General features: G+C 51.6%; 22 protein-coding genes, 1 other RNA gene and 3 pseudogenes. 17 read left to right on the top strand and 9 right to left on the bottom strand.

What is annotated here, in order from left to right; all coding sequences use genetic code 11:
* Positions 1 to 15 precede the first annotated feature (15 nt).
* Positions 16 to 447, bottom strand: a complete 432-nt coding sequence (locus C1P89_RS24055) for a PPC domain-containing DNA-binding protein (RefSeq protein WP_000988688.1) — start codon at positions 445 to 447, stop codon at positions 16 to 18.
* Positions 448 to 818: 371 nt separating this feature from the next.
* Between C1P89_RS24055 and epd the strand changes: the two genes are divergently transcribed.
* The 9 genes and pseudogenes from epd to srsR all read left to right on the top strand — a co-directional run.
* Positions 819 to 1,838, top strand: coding sequence for an erythrose-4-phosphate dehydrogenase (gene epd, locus C1P89_RS24060; protein WP_000218480.1), 1,020 nt, complete (start codon positions 819 to 821; stop codon positions 1,836 to 1,838).
* Positions 1,839 to 1,887: 49 nt separating this feature from the next.
* The gene (gene pgk, locus C1P89_RS24065) at positions 1,888 to 3,051 is read left to right on the top strand and encodes a phosphoglycerate kinase (protein WP_005143530.1); all 1,164 of its coding nucleotides are present in this window, start codon (positions 1,888 to 1,890) and stop codon (positions 3,049 to 3,051) included.
* A 214-nt stretch (positions 3,052 to 3,265) separates the two neighbouring features.
* Complete coding sequence (gene fbaA / locus C1P89_RS24070; RefSeq protein WP_000034372.1) at positions 3,266 to 4,345, top strand: class II fructose-bisphosphate aldolase; 1,080 nt, start codon at positions 3,266 to 3,268, stop codon at positions 4,343 to 4,345.
* Between the two features lie 190 nt (positions 4,346 to 4,535).
* The gene (gene mscS / locus C1P89_RS24075) at positions 4,536 to 5,396 is read left to right on the top strand and encodes a small-conductance mechanosensitive channel MscS (RefSeq protein ID WP_000389818.1); all 861 of its coding nucleotides are present in this window, start codon (positions 4,536 to 4,538) and stop codon (positions 5,394 to 5,396) included.
* 138 nt (positions 5,397 to 5,534) lie between these two features.
* On the top strand, positions 5,535 to 6,170 hold the full coding sequence (argO, locus tag C1P89_RS24080; protein ID WP_000493340.1) for an arginine exporter ArgO: 636 nt from the start codon (positions 5,535 to 5,537) through the stop codon (positions 6,168 to 6,170).
* Positions 6,171 to 6,262: 92 nt separating this feature from the next.
* Positions 6,263 to 7,003 carry an oxidative stress defense protein gene (locus C1P89_RS24085; protein ID WP_000669834.1) on the top strand — a complete coding sequence of 247 codons (741 nt, stop codon included), beginning with the start codon at positions 6,263 to 6,265 and terminating at the stop codon, positions 7,001 to 7,003.
* Between the two features lie 165 nt (positions 7,004 to 7,168).
* A pseudogene (locus tag C1P89_RS24090) lies at positions 7,169 to 7,453 on the top strand (LysR family transcriptional regulator); the annotation flags it as partial.
* Positions 7,454 to 7,509: 56 nt separating this feature from the next.
* Positions 7,510 to 8,207, top strand: a protein-coding gene (locus tag C1P89_RS24095) for an IS1-like element IS1A family transposase (RefSeq protein ID WP_094096600.1) whose coding sequence is annotated in 2 segments (ribosomal slippage) — positions 7,510 to 7,759 and positions 7,759 to 8,207 — 699 coding nt in all. Because the reading frame shifts where the segments join, the coding sequence is not laid out codon by codon here.
* 16 nt (positions 8,208 to 8,223) lie between these two features.
* A pseudogene (srsR, locus tag C1P89_RS24100) lies at positions 8,224 to 8,841 on the top strand (LysR family transcriptional regulator SrsR); the annotation flags it as partial.
* On the opposite strand, the gene scpC reads toward srsR, so the two are convergent.
* From scpC to argP, 5 genes are all read right to left on the bottom strand, one after another.
* Positions 8,838 to 10,316: a propionyl-CoA:succinate CoA transferase gene (scpC, locus tag C1P89_RS24105; protein WP_000449941.1), complete on the bottom strand. Its 1,479-nt coding sequence runs from the start codon at positions 10,314 to 10,316 to the stop codon at positions 8,838 to 8,840. The pseudogene srsR and the gene scpC sit on opposite strands and share 4 nt — an antisense overlap.
* A 23-nt stretch (positions 10,317 to 10,339) precedes the next feature.
* Entirely contained in the window at positions 10,340 to 11,125 is a 786-nt protein-coding gene (gene scpB / locus C1P89_RS24110; RefSeq protein WP_000122060.1) for a methylmalonyl-CoA decarboxylase, read from the bottom strand.
* Positions 11,126 to 11,135: 10 nt separating this feature from the next.
* On the bottom strand, positions 11,136 to 12,131 hold the full coding sequence (gene meaB, locus C1P89_RS24115; protein WP_000606508.1) for a methylmalonyl Co-A mutase-associated GTPase MeaB: 996 nt from the start codon (positions 12,129 to 12,131) through the stop codon (positions 11,136 to 11,138).
* A complete protein-coding gene (scpA, locus tag C1P89_RS24120; protein WP_000064255.1) occupies positions 12,124 to 14,268 on the bottom strand; it encodes a methylmalonyl-CoA mutase in 2,145 nt (714 codons plus the stop codon). The genes meaB and scpA overlap by 8 nt, the downstream gene beginning before the upstream one ends.
* 202 nt (positions 14,269 to 14,470) lie before the next feature.
* On the bottom strand, positions 14,471 to 15,364 hold the full coding sequence (gene argP / locus C1P89_RS24125; protein ID WP_000828351.1) for a DNA-binding transcriptional regulator ArgP: 894 nt from the start codon (positions 15,362 to 15,364) through the stop codon (positions 14,471 to 14,473).
* A gap of 141 nt (positions 15,365 to 15,505) precedes the next feature.
* On the opposite strand from argP, the pseudogene C1P89_RS26535 reads away from it, so the two are divergent.
* The 5 genes and pseudogenes from C1P89_RS26535 (at position 15,506) to C1P89_RS24150 (ending at position 18,620) form a co-directional block, all read left to right on the top strand.
* A pseudogene (locus tag C1P89_RS26535) lies at positions 15,506 to 15,738 on the top strand (LysR substrate-binding domain-containing protein).
* A gap of 55 nt (positions 15,739 to 15,793) precedes the next feature.
* Positions 15,794 to 16,453: a ribose-5-phosphate isomerase RpiA gene (gene rpiA, locus C1P89_RS24135; protein WP_000189743.1), complete on the top strand. Its 660-nt coding sequence runs from the start codon at positions 15,794 to 15,796 to the stop codon at positions 16,451 to 16,453.
* Between the two features lie 255 nt (positions 16,454 to 16,708).
* Positions 16,709 to 17,941, top strand: a complete 1,233-nt coding sequence (gene serA / locus C1P89_RS24140; RefSeq protein WP_001151604.1) for a phosphoglycerate dehydrogenase — start codon at positions 16,709 to 16,711, stop codon at positions 17,939 to 17,941.
* Between the two features lie 228 nt (positions 17,942 to 18,169).
* Positions 18,170 to 18,229, top strand: coding sequence for a type I toxin-antitoxin system toxin IbsC (gene ibsC, locus C1P89_RS24145; protein WP_071524576.1), 60 nt, complete (start codon positions 18,170 to 18,172; stop codon positions 18,227 to 18,229).
* A gap of 331 nt (positions 18,230 to 18,560) precedes the next feature.
* Positions 18,561 to 18,620: a type I toxin-antitoxin system Ibs family toxin gene (locus tag C1P89_RS24150; RefSeq protein WP_001387035.1), complete on the top strand. Its 60-nt coding sequence runs from the start codon at positions 18,561 to 18,563 to the stop codon at positions 18,618 to 18,620.
* 100 nt (positions 18,621 to 18,720) lie between these two features.
* Here C1P89_RS24150 and C1P89_RS24155 read toward each other — a convergent pair whose 3' ends face one another.
* The 3 genes from C1P89_RS24155 to zapA form a co-directional block, all read right to left on the bottom strand.
* Complete coding sequence (locus C1P89_RS24155; protein ID WP_000192748.1) at positions 18,721 to 19,323, bottom strand: 5-formyltetrahydrofolate cyclo-ligase; 603 nt, start codon at positions 19,321 to 19,323, stop codon at positions 18,721 to 18,723.
* 20 nt (positions 19,324 to 19,343) lie between these two features.
* Positions 19,344 to 19,527: non-coding RNA, 6S RNA (ssrS, locus tag C1P89_RS24160), on the bottom strand.
* Positions 19,528 to 19,568: 41 nt separating this feature from the next.
* Positions 19,569 to 19,898, bottom strand: a complete 330-nt coding sequence (zapA, locus tag C1P89_RS24165; RefSeq protein WP_001276008.1) for a cell division protein ZapA — start codon at positions 19,896 to 19,898, stop codon at positions 19,569 to 19,571.
* Between the two features lie 167 nt (positions 19,899 to 20,065).
* Here zapA and ygfB point away from each other — a divergent pair, with 167 nt between their 5' ends.
* From ygfB to ubiH, 3 genes are read left to right on the top strand one after another with little or no spacing between them, the layout of a single operon-like run.
* A complete protein-coding gene (gene ygfB, locus C1P89_RS24170; protein ID WP_001295378.1) occupies positions 20,066 to 20,644 on the top strand; it encodes a UPF0149 family protein YgfB in 579 nt (192 codons plus the stop codon).
* A gap of 25 nt (positions 20,645 to 20,669) precedes the next feature.
* A complete protein-coding gene (gene pepP / locus C1P89_RS24175; protein ID WP_001290150.1) occupies positions 20,670 to 21,995 on the top strand; it encodes a Xaa-Pro aminopeptidase in 1,326 nt (441 codons plus the stop codon).
* Entirely contained in the window at positions 21,992 to 23,170 is a 1,179-nt protein-coding gene (ubiH, locus tag C1P89_RS24180; protein ID WP_000111225.1) for a 2-octaprenyl-6-methoxyphenyl hydroxylase, read from the top strand. Before pepP ends, ubiH begins: the two co-directional genes overlap by 4 nt.
* Positions 23,171 to 23,175: the final 5 nt, after the last annotated feature.

Here is a 23,175-nt window from a genome sequence, read left to right on the forward strand (position 1 = left end):
CCTCTTTGAAAGTAGTTATTTAACGGGGGAAATATGCAACTCGTCGTAACCAGAAAGCGCGCAAGGTTGGCGGCTAAACGCCAGTTCCTCAAGGCTACCGATCACCAGTTCAAGCGTGGTCCGCACGGTACAGCCGGGCATCATATGACCGCCAAGCATCGTGCCGTGTGGATCGGAAACGCAGAGATGAAGATGCTCACCACTCTGTTCCAGCGTGCCGTTTAGTGAGATCACTTCGAATGTACCGTTAAGGAGCGTGGTGCCTTCTTGCCCGGCATAGCGCAAGGCGACGTCAGTCAGGCTACCGGTACAGCCTGCAATCCAGGCGGCATGAAGTTGATGCTGCTGTGCAAAAGCGTGTAGCTGGGAAAAAACTTCCTGCCCGGGGAGGAGGCGCAGTGCATAAAAGCGTGCGGGGGAAGAATATGGGTAGGGCAATGTCATCATTGGAGTACTCCGAAACTCGGACGTATTGCGGATAATATCGACGCTGCATCAGTCATATTCTGATATAAGTCAGGGTTTGTGACGGCACAACGAAAAGATTTTGCTACGCTTATTCGTGATTCTGCAAAGTGGAATAAATTCCACAGGGGCGGGGCTGAAAACGTGACGTAAGTCAGATAATTGTTTTCTTTGACTGGACAATCATTCCTTTTATTCCACGTTTCGCTTATCCTAGCTGAAGCGTTTCAGTCGATTAAATGTTCGACAATTAACCAATCAGTCGCAGTTTGCGACAGGTAAGGTTTCCCCGGACGATTTGCTGGATTACTCTGTCTGGCAAATTTGCTCAGGGAAAACCTTGCAGGAGATCTATGACCGTACGCGTAGCGATAAATGGCTTCGGTCGCATCGGGCGTAATGTGGTTCGTGCTTTGTATGAATCCGGACGCCGGGCGGAAATTACCGTGGTGGCAATCAACGAACTGGCGGATGCTGCGGGCATGGCGCATTTGTTGAAATATGACACCAGCCATGGCCGTTTTGCATGGGAAGTACGACAGGAACGCGATCAACTTTTTGTTGGTGATGACGCCATCCGCGTATTGCATGAACGTTCACTGCAATCGCTCCCCTGGCGTGAACTTGGCGTTGATGTAGTCCTCGACTGCACCGGCGTATATGGCTCCCGCGAGCATGGCGAAGCGCATATTGCCGCCGGGGCCAAAAAAGTGCTCTTTTCACATCCTGGCAGTAACGATCTCGACGCGACCGTTGTTTACGGCGTCAATCAGGATCAACTTCGTGCGGAACACCGCATCGTTTCTAACGCTTCCTGTACCACGAATTGCATAATTCCCGTCATCAAATTGTTAGATGATGCGTACGGTATTGAGTCCGGCACTGTGACCACAATTCACTCCGCCATGCACGATCAACAGGTTATTGATGCATACCATCCTGACCTGCGTCGCACCCGGGCAGCCAGCCAGTCGATCATTCCGGTCGATACTAAACTGGCCGCCGGTATCACACGATTTTTTCCGCAATTTAACGATCGCTTTGAAGCGATTGCGGTACGTGTGCCAACCATAAATGTGACGGCAATCGATTTAAGCGTGACGGTGAAGAAACCTGTAAAAGCCAATGAAGTCAACCTGTTGCTGCAAAAAGCAGCACAAGGTGCATTTCATGGTATAGTTGACTATACGGAATTGCCGTTGGTCTCTGTAGATTTTAACCACGATCCGCACAGTGCCATTGTCGATGGCACCCAAACCCGGGTCAGTGGCGCACACCTGATCAAAACGTTGGTCTGGTGCGATAACGAATGGGGCTTTGCTAACCGAATGCTCGACACGACGTTAGCTATGGCTACTGTTGCTTTCAGGTAAGACGCAAGCAGCGTCTGCAAAACTTTTAGAATCAACGAGAGGATTCACCATGTCTGTAATTAAGATGACCGATCTGGATCTTGCTGGGAAACGTGTATTTATCCGTGCGGATCTGAACGTACCAGTAAAAGACGGGAAAGTAACCAGCGACGCGCGTATCCGTGCTTCTCTGCCGACCATCGAACTGGCCCTGAAACAAGGCGCGAAAGTGATGGTAACTTCCCACCTGGGTCGTCCTACCGAAGGCGAGTACAACGAAGAATTCTCTCTGCTGCCGGTTGTTAACTACCTGAAAGACAAACTGTCTAACCCGGTTCGTCTGGTTAAAGATTACCTCGACGGCGTTGACGTTGCTGAAGGTGAACTGGTTGTTCTGGAAAACGTTCGCTTCAACAAAGGCGAGAAGAAAGACGACGAAACCCTGTCCAAAAAATACGCTGCACTGTGTGACGTGTTCGTAATGGACGCATTCGGTACTGCTCACCGCGCGCAGGCTTCTACTCACGGTATCGGTAAATTCGCTGATGTTGCGTGCGCAGGCCCGCTGTTGGCAGCTGAACTGGACGCGCTGGGTAAAGCACTGAAAGAACCTGCTCGCCCGATGGTGGCTATCGTTGGTGGTTCTAAAGTATCTACCAAACTGACCGTTCTGGACTCCCTGTCTAAAATCGCTGACCAGCTGATTGTTGGTGGTGGTATCGCTAACACCTTTATCGCGGCACAAGGCCACGATGTGGGTAAATCCCTGTACGAAGCTGACCTGGTTGACGAAGCTAAACGTCTGCTGACCACCTGCAACATCCCGGTTCCGTCTGATGTTCGCGTAGCAACCGAGTTCTCTGAAACTGCATCGGCTACCCTGAAATCTGTTAACGATGTGAAAGCTGACGAGCAGATCCTGGATATCGGTGATGCTTCCGCTCAGGAACTGGCTGAAATCCTGAAGAATGCGAAAACCATTCTGTGGAACGGTCCGGTTGGCGTGTTCGAATTCCCGAACTTCCGCAAAGGTACTGAAATCGTGGCTAACGCTATCGCAGACAGCGAAGCGTTCTCCATCGCTGGCGGCGGCGACACTCTGGCAGCAATCGACCTGTTCGGCATTGCTGACAAAATCTCCTACATCTCCACTGGCGGCGGCGCATTCCTCGAATTCGTGGAAGGTAAAGTACTGCCTGCAGTAGCGATGCTCGAAGAGCGCGCTAAGAAGTAAAAAATCACAGGGCAGGGAAACCTGCCCTTGTTTCAGCGCGCTTTTAGAGCACGCATTTTTTCATACTCTAAATAATTCGAGTTGCAGGAAGGCGACAAGAGAGTGAATCCCCAGGAGCTTACATAAGTAAGTGACTGGGGTGAGCGAACGCAGACGCAGCACATGCAACTTGAAGTATGATGAGTATAAGGCCCGACGATACAGGACAAGAGACATGTCTAAGATTTTTGATTTCGTAAAACCTGGCGTAATCACTGGTGATGACGTACAGAAAGTTTTCCAGGTAGCAAAAGAAAACAACTTCGCACTGCCAGCAGTAAACTGCGTCGGTACTGACTCCATCAACGCCGTACTGGAAACCGCTGCTAAAGTTAAAGCGCCGGTTATCGTTCAGTTCTCCAACGGTGGTGCTTCCTTTATCGCTGGTAAAGGCGTGAAATCTGACGTTCCGCAGGGTGCTGCTATCCTGGGCGCGATCTCTGGTGCGCATCACGTTCACCAGATGGCTGAACATTATGGTGTTCCGGTTATCCTGCACACTGACCACTGCGCGAAGAAACTGCTGCCGTGGATCGACGGTCTGCTGGACGCGGGTGAAAAACACTTCGCAGCTACCGGTAAGCCGCTGTTCTCTTCTCACATGATCGACCTGTCTGAAGAATCTCTGCAAGAGAACATCGAAATCTGCTCTAAATACCTGGAGCGCATGTCCAAAATCGGCATGACTCTGGAAATCGAACTGGGTTGCACCGGTGGTGAAGAAGACGGCGTGGACAACAGCCACATGGACGCTTCTGCACTGTACACCCAGCCGGAAGACGTTGATTACGCATACACCGAACTGAGCAAAATCAGCCCGCGTTTCACCATCGCTGCGTCCTTCGGTAACGTACACGGTGTTTACAAGCCGGGTAACGTGGTTCTGACTCCGACCATCCTGCGTGATTCTCAGGAATATGTTTCCAAGAAACACAACCTGCCGCACAACAGCCTGAACTTCGTATTCCACGGTGGTTCCGGTTCTACTGCTCAGGAAATCAAAGACTCCGTAAGCTACGGCGTAGTAAAAATGAACATCGATACCGATACCCAATGGGCAACCTGGGAAGGCGTTCTGAACTACTACAAAGCGAACGAAGCTTATCTGCAGGGGCAGTTGGGTAACCCGAAAGGCGAAGATCAGCCGAACAAGAAATACTACGATCCGCGCGTATGGCTGCGTGCCGGTCAGACTTCGATGATCGCTCGTCTGGAAAAAGCATTCCAGGAACTGAACGCGATCGACGTTCTGTAAGATATTCCTTTCTGCTTATCTCAAGGCCCGCTCTGCGGGTCTTTTTTTCGCCAAAAGCAAGGTGATTCAGATGAGAAATCTGTGATCTATTTGGCAAAATTATGCTTTATTGTTTACCCTTGTCAGACTGCCCGTCATAAGGCGGCGGAGTGTATTTCTCCATTTTGAGTCAGTTGAAAAGGAATATTGAATGGAAGATTTGAATGTTGTCGATAGCATAAACGGCGCGGGAAGCTGGCTGGTAGCTAACCAGGCGCTGCTGCTAAGTTATGCAGTAAACATCGTGGCGGCACTCGCGATCATCATCGTTGGTTTGATTATCGCGCGGATGATTTCCAACGCGGTGAATCGCCTGATGATCTCCCGTAAAATCGATGCCACTGTTGCTGATTTTCTTTCTGCATTAGTCCGTTACGGTATTATCGCCTTTACGCTAATCGCTGCCCTGGGACGCGTGGGTGTACAAACAGCGTCAGTCATTGCTGTACTCGGTGCCGCAGGCTTAGCTGTTGGTCTGGCTTTGCAGGGGTCACTTTCTAACCTGGCCGCTGGCGTGTTACTTGTCATGTTCCGCCCGTTCCGTGCCGGAGAATATGTTGATCTCGGCGGCGTAGCCGGTACTGTGCTGAGTGTGCAGATTTTCTCCACCACCATGCGTACTGCAGACGGTAAAATTATCGTTATTCCGAACGGTAAAATTATTGCCGGAAATATTATTAACTTCTCTCGCGAGCCAGTTCGCCGTAACGAATTTATTATTGGCGTGGCGTATGATTCCGATATCGATCAGGTTAAGCAGATCCTGACCAATATTATCCAGTCTGAAGATCGCATTTTGAAAGATCGCGAAATGACTGTGCGTCTGAACGAACTTGGTGCATCGTCGATTAATTTCGTGGTCCGCGTCTGGAGCAACAGCGGCGATCTGCAAAACGTGTACTGGGATGTGCTGGAGCGTATTAAACGTGAATTTGATGCCGCCGGTATCAGCTTCCCGTACCCGCAAATGGATGTGAACTTTAAGCGGGTGAAAGAAGACAAAGCTGCGTAATCAACGCTGAGGCCAGATAATACTCTCTGGCCTCTCTCTTATTAGTTATTCTGATTGCCAATTAATATTATCAATTTCCGCTAATAACAATCCCGCGATATAGTCTCTGCATCAGATACTTAATTCGGAATATCCAACGTGTTTTCTTATTACTTTCAAGGTATTGCTCTTGGGGCAGCTATGATTCTGCCGCTCGGTCCACAAAATGCTTTTGTGATGAATCAGGGCATTCGTCGTCAGTACCACATTATGATTGCCTTACTTTGTGCTATCAGCGATTTGGTCCTGATTTGCGCCGGGATTTTTGGTGGCAGCGCGTTATTGATGCAGTCGCCGTGGTTGCTGGCGCTGGTCACCTGGGGCGGCGTAGCCTTCTTGCTGTGGTATGGTTTTGGCGCTTTTAAAACAGCGATGAGTAGTAATATTGAGTTAGCTAGTGCCGAAGTCCTGAAGCAAGGCAGATGGAAAATTATCGCCACCATGCTGGCAGTGACCTGGCTGAATCCGCATGTTTACCTGGATACTTTTGTTGTACTGGGCAGCCTTGGCGGGCAGCTTGACGTCGAACCAAAACGTTGGTTTGCGCTCGGGACAATTAGCGCCTCTTTCCTGTGGTTCTTTGGTCTGGCTATTCTCGCAGCCTGGCTGGCACCGCGCCTGCGCACGGCAAAATCACAGCGCATTATCAATCTGGTAGTGGGATGTGTCATGTGGTTTATAGCCTTGCAGCTGGCGAGAGACGGTATTGCTCATGCACAAGCCTTGTTCAGTTAGGCGCTATCTGATGGAAAAATAAAACAGAGGCGCTAAGCTTGCCTCCAGAGGTCCTGAATTTTGGGCAAGTCAATTAACACGGAGAGACTAACGTGAAGTTCAAAGTTATCGCCCTGGCGGCATTAATGGGTATTAGCGGGATGGCAGCGCAGGCTAACGAATTGCCGGATGGACCGCATATTGTCACCTCCGGTACGGCAAGTGTGGATGCGGTGCCAGACATTGCCACTCTTGCGATTGAAGTTAACGTGGCCGCGAAGGATGCCGCTACAGCCAAGAAACAGGCAGATGAGCGCGTCGCACAATACATTTCCTTCCTTGAACTCAATCAGATCGCGAAAAAAGATATCAGCTCAGCGAACTTACGCACCCAGCCAGATTATGATTATCAGGATGGTAAAAGTATCCTGAAAGGCTACCGCGCTGTGAGAACGGTGGAAGTCACGCTCCGTCAGTTAGACAAACTGAATTCCTTGCTGGATGGCGCGCTGAAGGCGGGTCTTAACGAAATTCGTTCTGTGTCGCTGGGCGTGGCGCAGCCGGATGCCTATAAAGACAAAGCGCGTAAGGCAGCGATTGATAACGCGATTCATCAGGCGCAGGAACTGGCGAACGGCTTTCATCGTAAACTGGGGCCGGTATATAGCGTGCGCTACCATGTTTCCAACTATCAGCCCAGCCCAATGGTGCGGATGATGAAAGCCGATGCCGCGCCGGTGTCTGCCCAGGAAACTTACGAGCAGGCCGCTATTCAGTTTGATGATCAGGTCGATGTGGTCTTCCAGTTAGAACCTGTGGATCAACAACCCGCTAAAACACCTGCAGCACAATAATACTTGTAGCCCGACGTATTCGTCGGGCTAATGCCTTTACCCGATATTGCCTCCTTTTTCTGTAATTTTCTGTAAAACCATGACGTAATCACCTATCTTTGCTCGCGGTTTCATCAAGGATAGGCTGACTGAAACGGTTAAGCGGACAAGGATGCGGGGAGGGGGATGGACATTTTTATTTCGAAAAAGATGCGCAATTTCATTTTATTAGCGCAAACCAATAATATTGCCCGGGCGGCAGAAAAAATCCATATGACGGCTTCGCCATTTGGTAAAAGCATTGCCGCGCTGGAAGAACAAATTGGCTATACGCTATTTACCCGCAAAGATAATAATATCAGCCTCAATAAAGCCGGTCAGGAACTGTATCAAAAACTGTTCCCGGTTTATCAACGACTTTCTGCGATTGATAATGAAATCCATAACTCAGGGCGTCGTTCACGAGAAATTGGGTGATGCTGCCAACTTACTGATTTAGTGTATGATGGTGTTTTTGAGGTGCTCCAGTGGCTTCTGTTTCTATCAGCTGTCCCTCCTGTTCAGCTACTGACGGGGTGGTGCGTAACGGCAAAAGCACTGCCGGACATCAGCGCTATCTCTGCTCTCACTGCCGTAAAACATGGCAACTGCAGTTCACTTACACCGCTTCTCAACCCGGTACGCACCAGAAAATCATTGATATGGCCATGAATGGCGTTGGATGCCGGGCAACTGCACGCATTATGGGCGTTGGCCTCAACACGATTTTACGTCACTTAAAAAACTCAGGCCGCAGTCGGTAACCTCGCGCATACAGCCGGGCAGTGACGTCATCGTCTGCGCGGAAATGGACGAACAGTGGGGCTATGTCGGGGCTAAATCGCGCCAGCGCTGGCTGTTTTACGCGTATGACAGTCTCCGGAAGACGGTTGTTGCGCACGTATTCGGTGAACGCACTATGGCGACGCTGGGGCGTCTTATGAGCCTGCTGTCACCCTTTGACGTGGTGATATGGATGACGGATGGCTGGCCGCTGTATGAATCCCGCCTGAAGGGAAAGCTGCACGTAATCAGCAAGCGATATACGCAGCGAATTGAGCGGCATAACCTGAATCTGAGGCAGCACCTGGCACGGCTGGGACGGAAGTCGCTGTCGTTCTCAAAATCGGTGGAGCTGCATGACAAAGTCATCGGGCATTATCTGAACATAAAACACTATCAATAAGTTGGAGTCATTACCAGAAATTGTGATTGGCATAGATAATACTTATCCGACAATTATTTTCGATCAGTTGATTAGTCTCGGAGATAAGTATGAAGGCGTGACCGCCCAGCCAGTTGAGTTCAGCGAAAACGGCGTTATCGATAATCTTTTTGACCGTCAGTTAGATTTTATTATCTCCCCACAGCATGTATCTGCACGAGTTCAGGAACTGGAAAACCTGACTATCAGTGAATTACCACCGCTGCGATTGGGCTTTCTCGTTTCTCGCCGTTATGAAGAGCGTCAAGAGCAAGAGCTGCTTCAGGAGCTGCCCTGGCTACAAATGCGCTTTCAAAACCGGGCTAACTTCGAAGCAATGATTGATGCGAATATGCGACCTTGTGGGATCAATCCCACCATTATTTATCGTCCCTACAGTTTTATGGCCAAAATCAGCGCCGTGGAGCGCGGACATTTTCTGACGGTGATCCCGCATTTTGCCTGGCGACTGGTGAATCCGGCAACGCTGAAATATTTTGATGCGCCGCACAGGCCGATGTATATGCAGGAATATCTTTATTCAATCAGAAATCATCGTTATACCGCCACGATGCTTCAGCATATTGCTGAAGATCGTGACGGGACAAACCATTAACCCAGCATCGAGCCGGTTGCAATTAAATTACGGTGTAAGTCGAAGACGTGGCTAAGATCGTGGTGAATATGTCCGCCGGGCGCATTTTCCAGATAGCGATGCAGATAATCCCGATACATAGGATGTGCACAATTATCAATGATAGTGCGGGCGCGTTGAAGCGGGGAAAGACCGCGTAGATCGGCGATCCCTTGTTCGGTGATGATCACTTTGACGCTGTGTTCGCTGTGATCAACATGGCTGCACATTGGCACGACGGTTGAGATCTTGCCTTCTTTAGCAATCGACGGAGCCATAAAGATCGACAGATACGCGTTGCGTTCAAAATCACCGCTGCCGCCGATGCCGTTCATCAGATCGACCCCGGCTACGTGCGTTGAATTTGCATGCCCGTAAATATCAAACTCCAGGCCGACGTTCAGAGCGATGACGCCCAGACGACGGATGATTTCCGGGTTATTGGAAATCTCCTGCGGACGCAACACAATGCGGCTGGCAAAGTAATCCATATTGTCGTAAATCTTGCGCAGGGAATCGGCCGAGATTGTCAGGCTGGAGGCGCTGGCCCCGCTGATTTTGCCGGTTTCCAGTAAATGCACCACCGATTCCTGTAGCACTTCCGAATACATCATGAACGGAGGAATTTCCGGGTTTTCCCCCAGACGCGCCATTACCGCATTATTGATATTGCCCACGCCACTTTGCAGCGGCAGAAATTCCGGCGGAATACGCCCATGCGCCATTTCCTGCAATAAGAACGTGACCACGTTATCGGCAATCTGCTGGCACATGGGATTTTGCTTATCCAGCATATTACCGGCGTCGGGCAAGTTGGTTTCCACGACGGCGACAATCTTTTTCGGATCGATTTGCACATAGCGGGTACCGACGCGATCCATTGCATGGAAGATCGACACGCTATTGCGCCGCGGTGGTGCGCCAGGAATCACAATATCCGCCAGTTCTGCAACGCGCGGATCGTGATAGTGATTAAGTTCAATGATCACTTTCTTCGCCCGCAGCAGCCATGTCGGCGCATTACCGATCCCGCTGGTTAACCAGACTCGACCATCCGGTGCCAGTGCCGATGCTTCGATGACGGCAACATCAATGTCGCCGAAGAAACCGTAATTGACCATTTGCGCCACTTCGCTCAAATGCAGGTCAACGAAACTCACCGCGCCCTGATTGATCTTTTTACGTAAACCGGACGATGTTTGATATGGCGCACGCCAGGAAACAGCATCGGCGTCAGAAAGTACATCGTCAGCGGCGGCGCTGATTGACGCCCCCGTCAGCAGGCGAATTTGATACGGCTTTTTGGCCTCATGCTGTTCGTTAGCTCTGCGGGCAATCGCGGTCGGTAAGGCTTTCGGCGAACCCGCTGGGGTAAAGCCGCTAAATGCCACCATGTCGTTATGCTGGATAATTTCTGCCGCTTCATCGGCGGTCATCCTTGTCCACTGAGTTTCCATTTTTACTCCTTCGTTCGCAGGGATTAATGACCAACGAAATTAGGTTTACGTTTTTCGAGGAAAGCGTTCATCCCTTCCTGGTAATCTTCGCTGTCATAAACCGCGCGGCGCATCCCCTGAATACGTTCAAATTCATCGGAGTTCATGGTGTGCGCTTCGCCCAGTACACGCAGCTCTTCTTTGATAACAGCAATGGCTAACGGCGCTTTCTCAGAGATGTGGTGCGCCATTTGTAAGGTGAAATCTTCCAGTTCTTCCACTTCCACAACATGGTTGAGGATGCCGACAGCCAACGCGCGCTGGGCGGTGATTGGCGAAGCGGTAAAAATCAGCTCTTTGACAATGTGGAAGCCCGCGTCGCGGGTCAGGTTGTGAATGCCGACCAGGTTATACGGGACGCCGAGGTTTACAGGCATCATTGAGAAGGTTGAGGTACTGGCGGCGATGATCAGATCGGAACTCATGATCATTTCAAATGCGCCACCCCAAACACTACCTTCCACCATCGAAATGATCGGTTTCGGGAATTTTTGGATCATGCGGGTGATTTGACGCAATGGATCATCATAGGAGAGCGGATCGCGACCGCCAGACGGCAGTTCGTGAATATCGTGACCTGCGGAGAAGACTTTGGATCCACTTGGCGCCCGCAAAATGATACAGCGAATTTCCGGCCGGTTGAGATCGCTTAACGCCTGCATAAGATCATCAATAAAGACTTTACTTAAGGCATTAAGTTTTCGTCCATAGTTAAACTCAATGACCGCCACTTTGTTGATAGTGGCAACGTTCACATACTGATAAGACATAAAAATTCCTTTAATCAAAATATTGCGTCTGGATAAATTCACTGAGCTGCCGCAGGCCGGTGCGCGGTGAGAGCGTATTGTTTTTGACCGCTAAAAGCGTCTGGCGGTAATAGCGATCGAAATCTTCATTCGCGAACAGGTGATTCAGTACTTCTTCTTCGGTCTGCTTACGCAGCCATTCCACCGATTGTTGTTGCCGCACTTGTTGTAAACGACCACTGGCAGTTAGCGCGGTTTTGAAGTCGATGATGGCGTGCCAGATCTCATCGATTCCACGTTTTTCCAGTGCGCTACAAGTCAGAACCCGTGGCTGCCATTCGTCGTATTTACGTCGCAGAATATGCAGGGCACTCTCGTACATATGCCGGGCAATGGCGACATTGGTATGGTTATCGCCATCGTCTTTGTTGATAACGAGCAGATCAGCCACTTCCATCAGCCCTTTTTTAATGCCCTGCAGATCATCGCCGCCACCGGCAATTTGCAACGAGATAAAACAGTCCACCATGCGGGCGACTTCCGTTTCCGACTGCCCGACGCCAACCGTTTCGACAATCACTACGTCATAACCCGCCGCTTCGCATAACAGCATTAATTCCCGTGCTCGCTGACTGGCACCGCCCAGATGACCGGAGGAGGGTACCGGGCGAATAAACGCCGCCTCGGCACGCGCCAGGTCATTCATGCGGGTTTTATCCCCGAGAATGCTACCGCCAGTGACCGGGCTGCTGGGATCGACCGCAATAACAGCAACCTTTAATCCCTCACGAATCAACAACATGCCAAAGGCTTCAAGAAAGGTACTTTTCCCCGCGCCGGGTGTGCCGGTAACGCCCAGTCGCAGGGCGTTACCACAGAACGGCATAATGGCGTCAAGCAGCTGTGTACTTAGCGCCTGATGACGTGGGTGACGGCTTTCCACCAGCGTCATGGCCTGGGCGAGCGTGGCACGCTCACCCTGACGTAAGCGGCGAATACTTTCTGCCAGCGTGGCTTCATTAATCATGATGCTGGCTTATCAGATTCAGTACGTCGCGCACACTGTCGAGCATAGGTGTACCTGGACCATAAATCGCCGCCACGCCGCGCTCTTGCAGGAAGGCGTAATCCTGCGGCGGAATGACGCCACCCGCGACCACGCAGATATCTTCGCGTCCCCATTTTTTCAGCGCTTCGACCAGTTCCGGGATCAGCGTTTTATGATCGGCAGCCAGTGAGGATGCGCCCACTACGTGAACGTCGTTTTCTACGGCCAGGCGGGCGATCTCTTCAGGTGTAGAGAACATCGGGCTTAAATCTACGTCGAAACCGAGATCGGAATAGGCGCTGGCGATCACTTTCGCGCCGCGATCGTGTCCATCCTGGCCCATCTTAGCGATCAGAATGCGCGGGCGACGACCATTGTCGGCAAGGAACTGCTCCGTTTGCGCAACAATGGCATCGAACTCGGAGGCCGATTTCTCAGACTGATGATAGCTTTGCGCAATCACGCCGGTAACACACTGGCTTGGCACCAGATAACGGTCGAAAGCGACTTCCAGCGCATCGGAAATTTCACCCAGGGTGGCGCGAACGCGAGCGGCATTAACAGCGGCAGCCAGCAGGTTTTCGTTATGCTGTGCGGCGTGAGTCAGGGCGTTCAACGCGGCGGTTACGGCGGCATCATCACGGGTGGCGCGAATGCGTTCCAGCGAAGCAATTTGCTCGTTACGCACCATCACGTTGTCGATCTCAAGTACATCGGTTTCGTCTTCGTGATCCAGTTTGTACTTGTTGACACCAACGATGACACGCTTGCCTTGGTCGATCAGCGACTGTTCGCGCGCTGAGGCCTCTTCGATCATTCGTTTTGGCAGACCTGCTTCGATCGCTTTCGCCATGCCACCGGCTTCGTCGATCTGTTGGATAATAGCTCTGGCTTGTTTGACGATTTGATCGGTCAGCGACTCAATGTAATAGGATCCGGCCAGTGGATCGACGGTGCGGCAGAGTTCTGATTCTTCCTGGATGATGATCTGGGTGTTGCGGGCAATGCGTGCTGAGAAATCGGTAGGCAAACCAAGCGCTTCGTCAAAGGCGTTGGTATGCAGTGACTGAGTACCGCCCAGCGTCGCAGCCAGTGCTTCAATGGTGGTGCGGATAACGTTGTTATACGGATCCTGTTCAGTCAGGCTCCAGCCTGAGGTCTGGCAGTGGGTACGCAGCGCCAGTGATTTCGGATCCTGTGCGCCAAATCCACTGACCGCTTCGCTCCATAAATAACGTGCCGCACGCAACATGGCGACGTTCATAAACAGATCCATGCCGATACCGAAGAAGAACGACAGGCGAGGAGCGAAGTCATCAATTTTCAGTCCGGCAGAGATTGCTGCTTTGATGTACTCAATCCCATCGGCGAGCGTAAATGCTACCTGCTGCACGCAGTTGGCACCCGCTTCCCCCATGTGGTAACCGCTGATACTGATGGTATTAAATCGCGGCATGTTGCCGGAACACCAGGCGATGATGTCGGCGATAATGCGCATTGACGGTTTTGGTGGGTAAATATAGGTGTTGCGGCAGAGGTACTCTTTGAGAATATCGTTTTGAATGGTGCCGGTCAGTTTATCAGGTGTAACACCTTGCTCTTCTGCGGCGACGATATAAAACGCCAGTACTGGTAGCACTGCGCCATTCATGGTCATCGAAACCGACATTTTATCCAGCGGGATCTGGTCGAACAGGACTTTCATATCTTCCACGGTGTCGATAGCGACGCCCGCTTTGCCGACGTCACCCGCCACGCGTGGGTTATCGGAGTCGTAGCCACGGTGGGTGGCAAGGTCAAACGCAACGGAAAGACCTTTTTGCCCGGCGGCCAGGTTACGGCGATAAAAAGCGTTGGACTCTTTTGCTGTTGAAAAACCAGCATACTGACGGATGGTCCACGGTTGGGCGGTATACATAGTGGCACGCGGGCCACGAACGTAGGGCGGCAAACCAGGAAGGGTACCTGTCACCTCCAGATTATCGAGATCGGCTTCGGTATACAGCTGCTTGATGGCGATCCCTTCCGCGGTTTGCTGAACCAGCGAGTCGACAGTTTTCTCCCGACGGCTCAATTCCTTGTTGGCAAGCTGTTGCCACTCCTGCTCGTTAGACATTATTTGCTCCGTAAAACGCAATCAAAATGAGGGTATTTGCGCTTACGGTGAGCTTTTTACGTGGGTTTGTCGCCAGCAAAAAAATGCATTCAGACGTCGTTTTTTGCCGCCTGAGATTTGTCTATTTTGTGATGTGATTCAAGGAATACAAAAAGAAGTGAGGATAACGCCTGATATGTGCTATCAGGCATTATTTGATGGATTAATCCTGACGAAGGACTTTGTGACCATAATCGAGCAACGCATCAGTGACTTTACGCATCATGCGGCTTTCAGGAGCAAAGCGGTGCCAGTAGAGCATCCGGCGTTGAAATAGCCCTGGCGTTAAGTCAATCAGTTCACCGCTGGCTAGTTCTTTCTCGATTTGCAGGTGCGGGATCATACAGCAGGTGGTGCCCTGGCGAGCAAGTTGCACGAACGCTTCTGAAGAATTAACGATATGGCAGGGCACGCTGCCTGGAGGCAGATCGAAGTTTTGCTGCAAAAAGGCCTGGTGCATATCGTCAAGATGGTCAAAGGCGACCACAGGTGCTTTCAGTAATGCCGAACGCGTTACGCCGTTAGGGAAATATTTTTCGGCAAAGGGTTTTGAGCTGACGAACAGATAGTCGAGCGCACCAAGTTTATCGACAAGACAACTCGGCAGCGCCTGATGTTGAATACTCACCGCGCCGACCACTTCGCCGCGGCGCAGACGTTCCTGAGTACGGGTTTCATCTTCTACCTGCAAGTTGAGGCGGATAGGCGAATCAGCCAACACAGGAGCCAGTGCCGGAAGCAACCACGTCGCCAGACTGTCGGCGTTGACCGCCAGTGAAAGCAGCAGCGGAGTCGAACCGGTTTGTTCATCGCCCAGCCACTCTTCTTCCAGCAACTCCACCTGGCGCAGCAGTGCCAGCAGTTTTTGCCCTTGTTCCGTCGGGCGCGGCGGTACGGTACGCACCAACAGCGGCTGCCCGAACATATTTTCCAGTTGCTTAATGCGCTGTGAGACGGCTGATTGTGTAATGCACAGCTTTTGTGCCGCGCGCTCAAATCCTCGTTCACGTATCACCGCATCCAGTGCCTGTAATGTTCTGTAGTCCGGGCGTTTCATTGCTGTTGTCTGCTCCTGGTAAATGCTTTTTCCTGCACTATGACACAATTTTGTGTCAGGTTGCATATACCGAAGCCGTCGGCGGGTAACATTTGTATCCGTGGTTAAACGCGCAGCTTAAAAGATCAGGGATTTGCGCTAATGCATTTCGCTCAGCGAGTTCGTGCCCTGGTTGTGTTGAATGGGGTGGCGTTATTGCCTCAATTTGCCTGTAAACAGGGGCTTGCGAACGGGGGGAACTGGTGCGCCTGTTCGCACCGTGGAGCGGCATACCCAGACCGTTGTATGCTTTATTTGCGGGGCGAAAGGGGATGCCCGCCATTGCGCGATATTTTATGGATGAGTTAACCACGCGGCTTGCCAACGGGGTCTGAATCGCTTTTTTTGTATATAATGCGTGTGAAATTTCATACCACAGGCGAAACGATCATGACGCAGGATGAATTGAAAAAAGCAGTAGGATGGGCGGCACTTCAGTATGTTCAGCCCGGCACCATTGTTGGTGTAGGTACAGGTTCCACCGCCGCACACTTTATTGACGCGCTCGGTACAATGAAAGGCCAGATTGAAGGGGCCGTTTCCAGTTCAGATGCTTCCACTGAAAAACTGAAAAGCCTCGGCATTCACGTTTTTGATCTCAACGAAGTCGACAGCCTTGGCATCTACGTTGATGGCGCAGATGAAATCAACGGCCACATGCAAATGATCAAAGGCGGCGGCGCGGCGCTGACCCGTGAAAAAATCATTGCTTCGGTTGCGGAAAAATTTATCTGTATTGCTGACGCTTCCAAGCAGGTTGATATTCTGGGCAAATTCCCGCTGCCAGTAGAAGTTATCCCGATGGCACGTAGTGCAGTGGCGCGCCAGCTGGTGAAACTGGGCGGTCGTCCGGAATACCGTCAGGGCGTGGTGACCGATAACGGCAACGTGATCCTCGACGTCCACGGCATGGAAATCCTTGACCCGATAGCGATGGAAAACGCCATAAATGCGATTCCTGGCGTGGTGACTGTTGGCTTGTTTGCTAACCGTGGCGCGGACGTTGCGCTGATTGGCACACCTGACGGTGTCAAAACCATTGTGAAATGATCTGACGGGGGAACCTCCCCCGTTAAAAAAATTCTCTTCATTAAATTTGGTGACATGTGTCACGTTTTTACTTGGCTATTGTCGATTGCTCTAAATAAATCCTCTAAACCAGCATATTCAACCAAGAAATACCTTTGCGTGATATTTCCTCAACATCGCGACGCAAACGTTCATATTGCCGCAATATTATTTTTTGATATGTTGAAAGGCGGATGCAAATCCGCACACAACATTTCAAAAGACAGGATTGGGTAAATGGCAAAGGTATCGCTGGAGAAAGACAAGATTAAGTTTCTGCTGGTAGAAGGCGTGCACCAAAAGGCGCTGGAAAGCCTTCGTGCAGCTGGTTACACCAACATCGAATTTCACAAAGGCGCGCTGGATGATGAACAATTAAAAGAATCCATCCGCGATGCCCACTTCATCGGCCTGCGATCCCGTACCCATCTGACTGAAGACGTGATCAACGCCGCAGAAAAACTGGTCGCTATTGGCTGTTTCTGTATCGGAACAAACCAGGTTGATCTGGATGCGGCGGCAAAGCGCGGGATCCCGGTATTTAACGCACCGTTCTCAAATACGCGCTCTGTTGCGGAGCTGGTGATTGGCGAACTGCTGCTGCTATTGCGCGGCGTGCCGGAAGCCAATGCTAAAGCGCACCGTGGCGTGTGGAACAAACTGGCGGCGGGTTCTTTTGAAGCGCGCGGCAAAAAGCTGGGTATCATCGGCTACGGTCATATTGGTACGCAATTGGGCATTCTGGCTGAATCGCTGGGAATGTATGTTTACTTTTATGATATTGAAAACAAACTGCCGCTGGGCAACGCCACTCAGGTACAGCATCTTTCTGACCTGCTGAATATGAGCGATGTGGTGAGTCTGCATGTACCAGAGAATCCGTCCACCAAAAATATGATGGGCGCGAAAGAGATTTCGCTAATGAAGCCCGGCTCGCTGCTGATTAATGCCTCGCGCGGTACTGTGGTGGATATTCCGGCGCTGTGTGATGCGCTGGCGAGCAAACATCTGGCGGGGGCGGCAATCGACGTATTCCCGACGGAACCGGCGACCAATAGCGATCCATTTACCTCTCCACTGTGTGAATTCGACAACGTCCTTCTGACGCCACACATTGGCGGTTCGACTCAGGAAGCGCAGGAGAATATCGGCCTGGAAGTTGCGGGTAAATTGATCAAGTATTCTGACAATGGCTCAACGCTCTCTGCGGTGAACTTCCCGGAAGTCTCGCTGCCACTGCATGGTGGTCGTCGTCTGATGCACATCCACGAAAACCGTCCGGGCGTGCTAACTGCGCTGAACAAAATCTTCGCCGAGCAGGGCGTCAACATCGCCGCGCAATATCTACAAACTTCCGCCCAGATGGGTTATGTAGTTATTGATATTGAAGCTGACGAAGACGTTGCCGAAAAAGCGCTGCAGGCAATGAAAGCTATTCCGGGTACCATTCGCGCCCGTCTGCTGTACTAATTCCCCTTCTCTGAAAATTAACGGGCAGGTCACTGACTTGCCCGTTTTTTTATCCCTTCTCCACACCGTTGCCGCGTTGCGCATTCTACTTTGCGAGTCTGCTCCAGAAAATAAATCAAACTCAGATCAATGCGTTGTGTTTATTTAATGGGGATTTACGATGGCGGGACAGCATGGGGCTGTAACGGTAAAGCCCTCACCGAAGCGAGGGCTTAAAGGAGAAGGGTTATGATGCGACTTGTCATCATACTGATTGTACTGTTACTGATAAGTTTCGGAGCTTATTAACAGTCAGTCTCAGGGGAGGAGTCATCCTCTCTTACCCTTACTCACTAAATTAGGTCAAAGAATCAACGATGTCAATCAGGGCGATGCGGGGTGCATCGCCCTGAACCGAACTTTTTGATAGCCACTTCATCGCCCACGTTTACTGCCGTAATAGATCCTTTTTCCCAAAAATTATCTCTGTTTTGCATGGGTTTTTCGAGCACGCTCGAAGAAAAGATTTAAAGGTAGATCAATGCGTTGTGGTTATTTAAAGAGAGCTTACGATAGCTGGGCAGCATGGGGCTGTAACGGTAAAGCCCTCACCGAAGCGAGGGCTTGAAGGAGAAGGGTTATGATGCGACTTGCCATCATACTGATTGTACTGTTACTCATAAGTTTCCCAGCTTATTAACAGTCAGTCACAGGGGAGGAGCAATCCTCCCTTACCCTTACTCACTAAATTAGGTTAAAGAATCAACGATGTCAATCAGGGCGATGCAGGTGTATCGCCCTTACCACTCCCAGACTTTCGACGGTGTAACCACCGCAGGAAGAGGGATATCCCACTCTTCAACGGGGAGTTTTTCCACCAACTGACAATCATGCGCATAACCCACCGGTTGCGTTTTATAGTGCTGCCAGTTTTGTAAGGTCCGATCATAAAAACCACCGCCCATTCCCAGGCGCTGACCGTACTCATCAAAGGCGACCAGCGGTGTGATCAGCACGTCTAATCGGGAAAGGGGTAGCACGTCACGCACATCCAGTTTTGGCTCATGGATCTTCAACCTGTTCATCACCAGTTCGCTTTGCGGATGGTAATTCAGGAACAGCAAATTACCGGCACTAAAGGGATGCAAAACTGGAAGATATACGCGCTTACCGGCGCGCCAGAGTTGTTCTATTAGCGGCTGGGTGTCGAGTTCACCATCAAAAGAGAGGAATACAGCGACCGTATGCGCCATCACCACCGGGGGATAAGTCATCATCCGGGTAGCGGCTTGTTGACCCATTTCCTGCTGTTGTTCCGGCGTTAACGCACGACGACGTTGCCGAATCATTTTGCGGATTTCTTGTCGGGATAATGTCAGTGGGAGTTCTGGTAGTTGCGTCATGGCTGGTGCCAGATAAGAAGGGAATCTCCGAGATGCCGCCGCAGGCTGTAACCCTTGAACCCTTGGTTCAAGGTGAATGTGTCGTCGCAGTTTTAAGGCTTCTCGGACGGACCGAGCATGCTCACCAACCGCGGAGCGCCACATTCTTGTGGTATGAAATATCGGCTCAGGGGACTGGCCCGCTTGCGAACATCTCAGAGAAATTTTGTCTTCACGGTTACTCTACCACAGTAAACCGAAAAGTGTCATTCAAAGTTTTGGTTAGTTTTTTCGGTGATGCGACCTTGTTCAAGTAACGCTTGTTCTATGGTCTGCTGCAGCATCCGAATACGCTGTTCCATACTTGCCGCGTAGTCACGAGTCTTCGCTTTTTCTTGCGCTAACTCATAGCTGATATTCAATGCGGCAATGAAGACCAACTGTTCAGTATTTGTGACTCTAGTGCGTTCTTTCAGATCTTGCAACCGTTGGTTCAGATCGTCCGCTGCCTGATTCAACGCATCCCTTTGGTCAGGCGGGCAGTTCACACGCAGTGAACGGCCAAAAATTTGGATATCGACGGGTTGTGCAGACATGCCACCTTCCTGCTGATTGACTGCGCTGCCTTCGTCTTTAGACCCATGGTCTGCGAAGGGGCGACACTATAGCTACCCTGATGAGAAGAGACAAGCCCTTTTCTGGTCCACCAGGGCCCAAAGTGGTAGCATATCATGAATATTCCTCCCTTTGACGACGAATGCTTATGTCTATACAGAACGAAATGCCTGGTTACAACGAAATGAACCAGTATCTGAACCAACAAGGGACGGGGCTGACCCCTGCCGAGATGCATGGTTTAATCAGTGGGATGATATGTGGCGGTAACGATGACAGCTCATGGCTGCCGCTACTTCACGACCTGACGAACGAAGGCATGGCTTTCGGTCATGAGCTGGCACAGGCACTGCGTAAAATGCACTCTGCCACCAGCGATGCCCTGCAGGATGACGGCTTCCTTTTTCAGCTTTATCTGCCTGATGGCGATGATGTCAGCGTTTTCGATCGGGCTGATGCATTGGCAGGTTGGGTCAATCACTTCCTGCTTGGTCTTGGCGTTACGCAACCGAAGCTGGATAAAGTGACCGGCGAAACCGGTGAAGCTATCGACGATCTGCGTAACATTGCGCAACTGGGTTACGACGAAGACGAAGATCAGGAAGAGCTTGAAATGTCGCTTGAAGAGATCATCGAATACGTTCGTGTTGCCGCGCTGTTATGCCACGACACCTTTACTCATCCGCAACCGACCGCGCCAGAAGTACAAAAACCGACTCTACACTAAAAACAAAAAACGTAAGGAGAGTGTTATGAGTGAGATATCCCGGCAAGAGTTTCAGCGTCGCCGTCAGGCCCTGGTGGAGCAAATGCAACCCGGCAGCGCCGCGCTGATTTTTGCTGCACCAGAAGTAACACGTAGCGCCGACAGCGAATACCCCTATCGTCAGAACAGTGACTTCTGGTACTTCACCGGCTTTAACGAATCGGAAGCGGTGCTGGTGCTGATTAAAAGCGATGACACTCATAACCACAGCGTTCTGTTTAACCGCGTTCGCGACCTGACGGCGGAGATCTGGTTTGGCCGTCGCTTAGGCCAGGATGCCGCGCCAGAGAAACTGGGCGTTGACCGCGCACTGGCATTCAGCGAAATCAATCAGCAACTTTATCAACTACTTAACGGCCTGGATGTGGTTTACCATGCCCAGGGCGAATATGCATATGCTGATGAAATCATGAACAGTGCGCTGGAAAAACTGCGTAAAGGTTCGCGGCAAAATCTCACCGCACCGGCAACGATGATCGACTGGCGTCCTGTTGTTCATGAAATGCGCCTGTTCAAATCGCCAGAAGAGATTGCCGTACTCCGCCGCGCGGGAGAAATCACCGCCATGGCACATACACGGGCGATGGAAAAATGCCGTCCGGGAATGTTCGAGTACCATCTGGAAGGCGAAATTCACCACGAATTTAACCGCCACGGTGCGCGCTATCCGTCCTATAACACCATTGTCGGCAGCGGTGAAAACGGCTGCATTCTGCACTACACCGAAAACGAGAGTGAACTGCGCGACGGTGACCTGGTGTTGATTGACGCGGGTTGTGAATACAAAGGTTACGCGGGCGATATTACCCGCACCTTCCCGGTCAACGGCAAATTCACCCAGGCCCAGCGTGAAATCTACGACATTGTGCTGGAGTCTCTCGAAACCAGCCTGCGCCTGTATCGTCCGGGAACTTCCATTCTGGAAGTCACTGGTGAAGTGGTGCGCATCATGGTTAGCGGCCTGGTAAAACTCGGCATCCTGAAAGGTGATGTTGATGAACTGATCGCTCAGAACGCCCATCGTCCTTTCTTTATGCATGGCCTTAGCCACTGGTTAGGACTGGATGTCCATGACGTTGGCGTTTATGGTCAGGATCGCTCGCGCATTCTGGAACCGGGGATGGTACTGACCGTAGAGCCTGGTCTGTATATCGCGCCGGATGCGGATGTGCCAGAACAATATCGCGGTATCGGCATTCGTATTGAAGACGACATTGTGATTACCGAAACCGGCAACGAAAACCTCACCGCCAGCGTGGTGAAAAAGCCGGAAGAAATCGAAGCGTTGATGGCAGCTGCGAGAAAGCAATGAGCGTAATCATCGTCGGTGGCGGCATGGCGGGCGCGACGCTGGCGCTGGCTATTTCCCGGTTAAGTCACGGGGCGCTGCCGGTACATTTGATTGAAGCGACCGCGCCAGAGTCACATGCTCATCCGGGCTTTGATGGACGAGCTATTGCGCTGGCTGCGGGGACCTGTCAGCAACTGGCGCGCATCGGCGTCTGGCAATCTCTGGCGGATTACGCAACCGCCATCACTACCGTGCATGTCAGCGATCGTGGTCACGCTGGATTTGTCACCCTCGCCGCAGAAGATTACCAACTGGCGGCGCTGGGACAGGTTGTCGAATTGCACAATGTCGGGCAACGGCTGTTTGCATTGCTGCGTAAAGCACCTGGCGTAACGCTGCATTGCCCTGATCGCGTGGCTAACGTTGCCCGTACTCAGAGTCACGTTGAAGTGACGCTGGAGAGTGGCGAGACGCTGACGGGCCGCGTGCTGGTAGCAGCTGATGGCACCCATTCAGCGTTAGCCACCGCGTGCGGCGTTGACTGGCAGCAGGAGCCTTACGAACAACTGGCCGTGATTGCCAACGTTGCGACTTCCGTTGCGCACGAAGGCCGCGCTTTTGAACGCTTCACGCAACATGGCCCGCTGGCGATGTTGCCGATGTCTGACGGACGCTGTTCGCTGGTCTGGTGTCATCCACTGGAACGGCGCGAAGAGGTGCTGTCGTGGAGCGACGAGAAGTTTTGCCGTGAACTCCAGTCGGCCTTTGGCTGGCGACTTGGAAAAATTACCCACGCCGGTAAACGCAGTGCTTATCCGCTGGCGTTAACCCGCGCCGCCAGAGCTATTACCCATCGTACCGTGCTGGTGGGCAATGCGGCGCAAACTCTGCACCCGATTGCCGGGCAAGGGTTTAACCTCGGTATGCGAGATGTCATGAGCCTTGCGGAAACCCTGACTCAGGCGCATGAGCGCGGAGAAGACATCGGTGATTACGGCATATTGTGCCGCTATCAGCAGCGTCGACAGAGCGATCGCGAAGCAACCATCGGCGTCACGGACAGCCTGGTACATCTTTTTGCCAACCGTTGGGCACCGCTGGTTGTCGGGCGCAACATCGGACTGATGACGATGGAATTATTCACCCCGGCACGCGATGTGCTGGCGCAGCGCACCCTCGGTTGGGTGGCGCGTTGAAGGCG

Source organism: Shigella sonnei, from assembly GCF_002950395.1.
Lineage (GTDB): Bacteria > Pseudomonadota > Gammaproteobacteria > Enterobacterales > Enterobacteriaceae > ECMA0423.

What these genes read in the sequence shown, in the direction of transcription:
- C1P89_RS24055 (WP_000988688.1), bottom strand. Translation starts at nt 447, where the DNA reads ATGATGACATTGCCCTACCCATATTCTTCCCCCGCACGCTTTTATGCA.
- epd (WP_000218480.1), top strand. Translation starts at nt 819, where the DNA reads ATGACCGTACGCGTAGCGATAAATGGCTTCGGTCGCATCGGGCGTAAT.
- pgk (WP_005143530.1), top strand. Translation starts at nt 1,888, where the DNA reads ATGTCTGTAATTAAGATGACCGATCTGGATCTTGCTGGGAAACGTGTA.
- fbaA (WP_000034372.1), top strand. Translation starts at nt 3,266, where the DNA reads ATGTCTAAGATTTTTGATTTCGTAAAACCTGGCGTAATCACTGGTGAT.
- mscS (WP_000389818.1), top strand. Translation starts at nt 4,536, where the DNA reads ATGGAAGATTTGAATGTTGTCGATAGCATAAACGGCGCGGGAAGCTGG.
- scpC (WP_000449941.1), bottom strand. Translation starts at nt 10,316, where the DNA reads ATGGAAACTCAGTGGACAAGGATGACCGCCGATGAAGCGGCAGAAATT.
- scpB (WP_000122060.1), bottom strand. Translation starts at nt 11,125, where the DNA reads ATGTCTTATCAGTATGTGAACGTTGCCACTATCAACAAAGTGGCGGTC.
- meaB (WP_000606508.1), bottom strand. Translation starts at nt 12,131, where the DNA reads ATGATTAATGAAGCCACGCTGGCAGAAAGTATTCGCCGCTTACGTCAG.
- scpA (WP_000064255.1), bottom strand. Translation starts at nt 14,268, where the DNA reads ATGTCTAACGAGCAGGAGTGGCAACAGCTTGCCAACAAGGAATTGAGC.
- argP (WP_000828351.1), bottom strand. Translation starts at nt 15,364, where the DNA reads ATGAAACGCCCGGACTACAGAACATTACAGGCACTGGATGCGGTGATA.
- rpiA (WP_000189743.1), top strand. Translation starts at nt 15,794, where the DNA reads ATGACGCAGGATGAATTGAAAAAAGCAGTAGGATGGGCGGCACTTCAG.
- serA (WP_001151604.1), top strand. Translation starts at nt 16,709, where the DNA reads ATGGCAAAGGTATCGCTGGAGAAAGACAAGATTAAGTTTCTGCTGGTA.
- C1P89_RS24155 (WP_000192748.1), bottom strand. Translation starts at nt 19,323, where the DNA reads ATGACGCAACTACCAGAACTCCCACTGACATTATCCCGACAAGAAATC.
- zapA (WP_001276008.1), bottom strand. Translation starts at nt 19,898, where the DNA reads ATGTCTGCACAACCCGTCGATATCCAAATTTTTGGCCGTTCACTGCGT.
- ygfB (WP_001295378.1), top strand. Translation starts at nt 20,066, where the DNA reads ATGTCTATACAGAACGAAATGCCTGGTTACAACGAAATGAACCAGTAT.
- pepP (WP_001290150.1), top strand. Translation starts at nt 20,670, where the DNA reads ATGAGTGAGATATCCCGGCAAGAGTTTCAGCGTCGCCGTCAGGCCCTG.
- ubiH (WP_000111225.1), top strand. Translation starts at nt 21,992, where the DNA reads ATGAGCGTAATCATCGTCGGTGGCGGCATGGCGGGCGCGACGCTGGCG.